The following is a 6,187-nucleotide window of genomic DNA, read 5'->3' as shown; positions in this document are numbered from 1 at the left end:
CTGCTGTGCTGGCAAGGCAGCCGGGCCTACATGGGCCAGCCCGCCGTCCGCACCCGCCATGCCGTGGGGGCCGTGGCGGTGTTGCTGGTGCTGTCGGTGTACTTCACCGCGGCCCAGCCGAACCCGGGTGCGCGGTTTGCGTTGATGGGCCTGTTTTCGGGCACCTGCTTCCTGCTCACGGCGCGCACTCTGGCGCATGGGGGCCTTCGCCAAGTACCCGCCCGGTATCTGCTGGCCGGTGTGATGGTGGTCCATGGTGTCTGGGTGCTCATTCGGCCTTTGCTTTTCAGGCTGGCGGCCCAATCATCAACGGAGACGCAAACCGGCCTGCTGGCGCAGCTTTCGCAGTTTGTGACGCTGGAGGCCACGGTGGCGCTGGTGCTCATTGCCTTTTGCGTGCTGGTGCTGACCAACGAGTTCGCCACCACCGAGCTACGGCGCCTGGCGGAGGTCGACGCGCTCACGGGCGTCTTCAATCGGCGGGCCTTCCTCACCCTGCTGGACAAGGCGCTGAGCCGGGCGCAGCGCATGCAGACGACGTTGCCGGTACTGCTGATCGATCTGGACCACTTCAAGAGGATCAATGACACCTGGGGGCACCAACGGGGCGACGAAGCGCTGCGGCACTTCGTTGAGCTGGCGCACCGCTGCCTGCGCAAGGAAGACATCATCGGCCGGCTGGGCGGCGAGGAATTTGCCATCTTTCTGCCGGATGTCGACAGTGCAGGGGGACTCACGGTGGCCGAGCGGCTCAGAGCCTTGGTAGAGGCCCATCCGCTGGAGGTCGAGGGCCGCAGTCTCTCGATGACGGTGAGCATCGGCGTGGCGCTGGCCAGCACGGGCGACACCGCGCAGACGGCGCTGCAGCGGGCGGATGCCGCGATGTATGCCGCGAAGGAGCGCGGGCGCAACCGCGTCGAGATTTCCCAGTTGCAGGTACAGGGCGCCTGCGTGGGGGCGTAGCCAGACCACGCGGCTTCGGGCTATCGCCGCTGTTGTCGCTGCATCTGCATCTGCAGCTGATGTTGGCGGTGTGGCTTCTGTGTCGGCTGCACGACGCGCAGTTGGCGGGCCCGGCTTGGTCCTCCCGCAAAATGGCGGGCTGCGTCCGAACAGTGCCAGCGCATCCCTGCCAACCCCACGCCGCCCATTCGCATGAACACCTCTCCTCGCGATGACGCTTCTGGCGTTTCTGGCACTCCGGGCCATCACCGGTTCGCTTCTCTGGTCCCTTCAGCCTCTCGCCGTTCGTTCCTGCGGCGTGGAGTGCTCGTCGCCGGGGCTGGCGTGGCTGCGGGTGGCGGGTATCTGGCCTACCGCGCTGGCGAGGGGCGTCAACTGGTCTTTGCGGTATTGGGCGAGGCCATGCGAGAGGTAGAGCGCCTCTCGGCTGCCGGAGTGCGTGCGCTGGAGCCGGTCACGGCCTGGAACTGGTCGCAGACGCTGGTGCATTGCGCGCAGAGCATTGAGTATTCGCTGTCGGGCTTCCCGGCCCCTAGGTCGGTGCTGTTCCAGAACACACTGGGTGCCGCGGCATTTCACGTGTTTGCCCTGCGGGGGCGGATGAACCACAACCTGGCCGAGCCGATCCCCGGCGCGCCGGCGCTGGACGCGGCCGTGCCCGACGCTTCAGCCGCCCTGGTCCGGCTGCGCCAAGCCGTGCAGGGCTTTGCGATCCACGCCGGCCCACTGCACCCGCACTTTGCCTACGGGCCACTGAGCAAGGTGCAATACGAGCAGGCGCACGCCATGCATCTGGCCAACCATCTCTCGGCGTTTGAGGTGCGCGGCGGATGAGCGATTCAGGGCGAAAAGCGGTTGATTGCTATCAATAATATAGCTTCAAACGCTTGTCGATACAGCGCCAGCACCCTGTTTGTTGCCATGCCGGATTCGCGGCGCTTCAGCCCAGATCGTCAAAGCTCCACTGGGCGCAAAGTGCATCAAAGCGATCAGCGTCCAGGACGCTCAGGAACAGGCCCGGTTCTGCAAGCTTGTCGTCGGTGTGCAGGTACCACACCAGCGCCTGCGGCCCCACGGTAAAGATGCGCAGCCCCGCCAGATCTACCACGGGCTGCGCGTGCATGGCCTCAAGCAGCGAGGCCAGCTCTCCAGGGGCCGAGAGCCCGCTCGCGCGCATGCCGCAGAATGGGTAGCCACCCTGGGCCATCTGGTAGTAGGCGGTGGCGTGCAAGAAGCCGTCCAGTGCCGCGGGCTCCTCGTGCCAGTCGGGTGCGTCCAGATCGGCGGTCTGCCAGACGCGTTGCTGGGCATCGGCGGCCCACCAGCACACGGCCTGGTTCTCTTCCAGAAACAGCAGCTTGCCGTCCAGGCACTCCCAGTCTTGCAACGGCGCAAACCGCTGAAAACCATCCATCAAACCTGCATGGCGGCCCACGGCCGCATAGAAGTCATGCAGGGCAGGGGGTACCGGGCACCCGAGACTGTGGCAGGCGGCTGCCAGTTCGGCCTCTGGCACGCCGTCTTCCGGGCGCAACGGGCGACCCAGCAGCCAAGTCAGGGTGTTTGAAAGAAGTGGGATGGTGTCGGCAGTCATGGGGCTCCTGTTTCAGCGCGCAGGCGGGATGCTGGGTTAGGGAGAAAGGCGCAGGTCGATGGATGACTGCCGCAGCTTTGGGGCGCGGGGTGCGAAGCCGCTCTTGCCCCCAGCCGAATGGGCTCAGTTGCCTGCAAGGGGTGGATCATGCGCAAGCGCGACGAAGTGGGCCGGGAGAAGGGGAAGACGTCAGGTCACAGGAAGTCCACGCTCCCCGGCCGCCCGGCCAGGCACAGCTCCGCAATGGGAGCGGGCTGGCCGGCTACCCGCCGGCCGCGCCGCCACACGCCCAGGCGCTGCGCACGCAGGCGGATGGCGTCCACCGGGCTGCGGGCGTGCAGCAGCACAAAGTCGGCATGGCAGCCTGGGGCGATGCCGTAGCCTTCCAGCCCCAGCAGCCGTGCGGGATTCACGGTCACGGCGTCAAAGCACTGGCGCATCGCGGCCTGGCTGGTCATCTGCCCAACATGCAGGCCCATGTGTGCTGCCTCCAGCATGTCGGCGCTGCCGCCGCTGTACCACGGGTCCAGCACGCAGTCGTGGCCAAACGCCACCGTCAGGCCTGCGGCCATCAGCTCGGGCACGCGGGTCATGCCCCGTCGCTTGGGGTAGGTGTCGTGGCGGCCCTGCAGGGTGATGTTGATGAGCGGGTTGGCCACCACGCCCAGGTCGGCTTCGGCCATCAGGGGGATGAGCTTGCTCACGTAGTAGTTGTCCATGCTGTGCATGGAGGTGAGGTGCGAGCCTGTGACGCGGCCGTGCAGGCCCAGGCGCTGGGTTTCATACGCCAGGGTTTCCACATGGCGCGAGTGCGGGTCGTCCGATTCGTCGCAGTGCATGTCCACGCGCTTGCCGCGTTCGGCCGCCAGTTCGCACAGGATCTTCACGCTCTCGGCCCCCTGGGCCATGGTGCGCTCGAAGTGGGGGATGCCGCCCACCACGTCCACGCCCAGGTCCAGCGCGCGCCTCAGGTTGTCGAGCCCTCCCGGCGCGCGCAGCACGCCGTCTTGCGGAAAGGCTACCAGCTGCAGGTCGAGGTAGGGGGCCACGCGCTGCTTCACATCCAGAAGGGCTTGCACGGGCAGCAGGCTTGGATGGCTCGTATCCACATGGCTGCGGATGGCCAGCAGCCCGCGCGCCACCGCCACGTCGCAATAGCGCAGGGCCCGTTCGACAATGGCCTCGTGCGTCAGCGTGGGCTTGAGTTCGCCCCACAGCGCGATGCCTTCGAGCAGCGTGCCGCTTTCGTTCACGCGCGGCTGGCCGTAGCTTAGGGCCGAATCCATGTGGAAATGCGCATCGACGAACGGGGGGCTGACCAGCAAGCCCCCCGCATTCACCGTCTCGTGCGCAGGGGCTTGCAGGCCCTCGGTCACTTCGGTGATGCGGCCGCTTTGCACGGCGATGGACATGTTCAGGCGGCCGTCGGGCAGGGTGGCATGGGTGATGAGCAGGTCGAGCATGGTGAGGCGGGGCGGTGCTGTCGGGTTTATCCAAGACAAGGGCGGGTCGGGAGCCTAATCTCGCTGGGGCATCCAGTCATCCGTCATTTCGTTCCAACGATTCTTTGAAAGGCAACCTTCATGAAATTCGGCTACACCATTCTCTACGTTGAAGACGTTCCCAAAACCATCGCCTTCTACGAACAGGCCTTCGGCTTTGTACGGCGTTTCGTGCACGAGGCAGGTGATTTTGGCGAACTGGACACGGGCGCCACCTCGCTGGCTTTTGCCTCCCTGCGGCTGATGGTGGAACTGGGCAAGAACCCCCAGCGCGCGTCGGCCGATGCGCCCAGCTTCGAGATCGCCTTCACTACCCCCGATGTGGCCGCCGCCCTGCAGCGCGCCGTGGATGCGGGTGCGCGGCTGGTGCAGGCACCCGAGCAGATGCCCTGGGGCCAGACCGTGGCTTATGTGGCCGACATCAATGGCGCGCTGGTGGAACTGTGCACGCCCATGGGCGCCTGAGGCGGTGTGAAGTGCCCCCACACGTTGCGAGGGGCCGTGTCCAGGCTGAGTCACCACTCGCTGGCCCGCCAGCTTCTCACGCACCGTGGCGCCGGTAGCCGGCGAGCAGAGCTGCCAGCACGCCCATGCCGACGGCACAACTGCGGTTGAGCCAACGCAGCCCCCGCTGAGACAGCCAGCGCACAGCCTGCCAGCCCGCCGCGGCATAGGCCACCATGACCAGCGTATCCAACCCTACGAACAGGGTGCCCAGAACCGCATATTGCGGCGCCTGCGGTTGGGCAGGGTCCACGAACTGCGGCAAGAAGGCGGCAAAGAACAGCAGCGTCTTGGGGTTGGACAATGCCACGCCCAGGCTGCGCACAAAGGCAGCGCGCCCCACGGCCTGCTGGCCGGGCACATGGGCCAGCGCGGCCTGCACATTCACTGGCGGGCTGCGCCACAGCTGCACTGCCAGCCACAGCAGGTACAGCACCCCCACAACGCGCACCACGTTGAACAGCGTGGCGGATGCGTTGAGCAGCGAGCCCAGCCCCACCGCTACCACGGCGATCAGAATGCCAGCGCCCAGGCCCGCGCCGGCCATGCCCCAGGCCGCGCGCCGCATGCCGCCCGCCATGCCGTTGGCCAGGGCCAGCAGCATGGTGGGGCCGGGAATCACCGCCAACGCCAGCGAGGCGACAGCAAACATCAGCAGGGTTTGGTAAGTCGGCATGTTGATCCTCCATTGCGCGGAGTATGGCGCGCGTTGCACGAAACTGGCACGGCGCAGACCAGCGGACGCCGCGCAAGGGCCCCCCGCTGGTCTGACTGCGTCCCCCTTCCCGTGCGAAGCACGAGAGCGGGGGGAGGTGGCGCAGCCGCTCGGGGGACTGCTCTTTCAACGCTCTCCTTTGCGGTAGGGCTTCATCAGCGCCTGGGGGTACGCTGCCTTGCGCGCCACCAGCACCAGGGCCAGGATGGACAGCAGGTAAGGCAGCATCAAATACACCTGGTACGGCAGCCACGCATCGCCCGCCTGCTGCAGCCGCAACTGCAGCGCGTCGAAGAAGGCAAAGAGCAGGGCGCCCACCAGCGCCTTGCCGGGCCGCCATGATGCAAATACCACCAGGGCCACGCAGATCCAGCCGCGCCCGTTGATCATGTTGAAGAAAAACGCGTTGAAAGCCGACAGCGTGAGGAACGACCCTGCCACACCCATCAAGGCAGAGCCCGCCACGATGGCGCCCGTGCGTGTGGCCGCCACGGAGATGCCCTGGCCCTCGGCCGCCTGCGGGTTCTCGCCCACCATGCGCACGGCCAGGCCCAGGGGCGTGCGCAGCAGCAACCAGGCGAGCAGCGGCACTAGCAGCAGCGCCAGGAGCGTGAGCGGCGTCTGCGCCGACAGGATGGGAATACTCAGCCACTCCATGGGCGCAAAGGGCTCGATGGTAGGCGGCGTGTTCACCTTGGGGAAGCTCACGCGGTAGCCGTAGTAGCTGAGCGCCGTGGCCAGCAGGGTGATGCCGAGGCCCGACACGTGCTGCGACAGCGCCAGACCCACCGTGAGCCAGGCGTGCAGCAGCCCGAAGACAGCGCCGGTGAGCGCCGCCACCAGCACCCCCGTCCACAGCCCGTGGCCTGCATAGACGGTGAGCCAGCCGGTGAAGGCGCCTGCCACCAT

The 6,187-nt window shown here is 66.9% G+C and carries 7 protein-coding genes; 3 read left to right on the top strand and 4 right to left on the bottom strand.

Annotation, left to right across the window (positions count from 1 at the left end; genetic code table 11):
* Together MRY84_RS00135 and MRY84_RS00130 are read left to right on the top strand one after the other, a co-directional pair.
* Positions 1-963: GGDEF domain-containing protein (locus tag MRY84_RS00135; RefSeq protein ID WP_291503748.1), on the top strand; the 963-nt coding region annotated here is incomplete at its 5' end.
* A gap of 192 nt (positions 964-1,155) precedes the next feature.
* Positions 1,156-1,797 (top strand): DUF1569 domain-containing protein, encoded by a 642-nt coding sequence (locus MRY84_RS00130; protein ID WP_291503747.1) that lies wholly within the window; start codon positions 1,156-1,158, stop codon positions 1,795-1,797.
* 106 nt (positions 1,798-1,903) lie between these two features.
* Here the strand turns inward: MRY84_RS00130 and MRY84_RS00125 are convergent, their stop codons facing one another.
* Together MRY84_RS00125 and MRY84_RS00120 are read right to left on the bottom strand one after the other, a co-directional pair.
* The gene (locus MRY84_RS00125) at positions 1,904-2,557 is read right to left on the bottom strand and encodes a hypothetical protein (protein ID WP_291503746.1); all 654 of its coding nucleotides are present in this window, start codon (positions 2,555-2,557) and stop codon (positions 1,904-1,906) included.
* A 194-nt stretch (positions 2,558-2,751) separates the two neighbouring features.
* Complete coding sequence (locus MRY84_RS00120) at positions 2,752-4,020, bottom strand: amidohydrolase family protein (protein WP_291503745.1); 1,269 nt, start codon at positions 4,018-4,020, stop codon at positions 2,752-2,754.
* Between the two features lie 120 nt (positions 4,021-4,140).
* On the opposite strand from MRY84_RS00120, the gene MRY84_RS00115 reads away from it, so the two are divergent.
* Positions 4,141-4,524 (top strand): VOC family protein, encoded by a 384-nt coding sequence (locus MRY84_RS00115; RefSeq protein WP_291503744.1) that lies wholly within the window; start codon positions 4,141-4,143, stop codon positions 4,522-4,524.
* Between the two features lie 76 nt (positions 4,525-4,600).
* On the opposite strand, the gene MRY84_RS00110 is transcribed toward MRY84_RS00115, so the two are convergent.
* Both MRY84_RS00110 and MRY84_RS00105 read right to left on the bottom strand, forming a co-directional pair.
* Complete coding sequence (locus MRY84_RS00110) at positions 4,601-5,239, bottom strand: LysE family translocator (protein WP_291503743.1); 639 nt, start codon at positions 5,237-5,239, stop codon at positions 4,601-4,603.
* Positions 5,240-5,404: 165 nt separating this feature from the next.
* Positions 5,405-6,187 (bottom strand): ABC transporter permease (locus MRY84_RS00105; protein ID WP_291503742.1); only part of this gene is annotated, 783 nt, incomplete at its 5' end.

It is taken from the genome of Acidovorax sp. (assembly GCF_022763525.1).
GTDB lineage: Bacteria > Pseudomonadota > Gammaproteobacteria > Burkholderiales > Burkholderiaceae_C > Acidovorax.
This window is presented reverse-complemented; position numbering and strand designations above follow the sequence as displayed.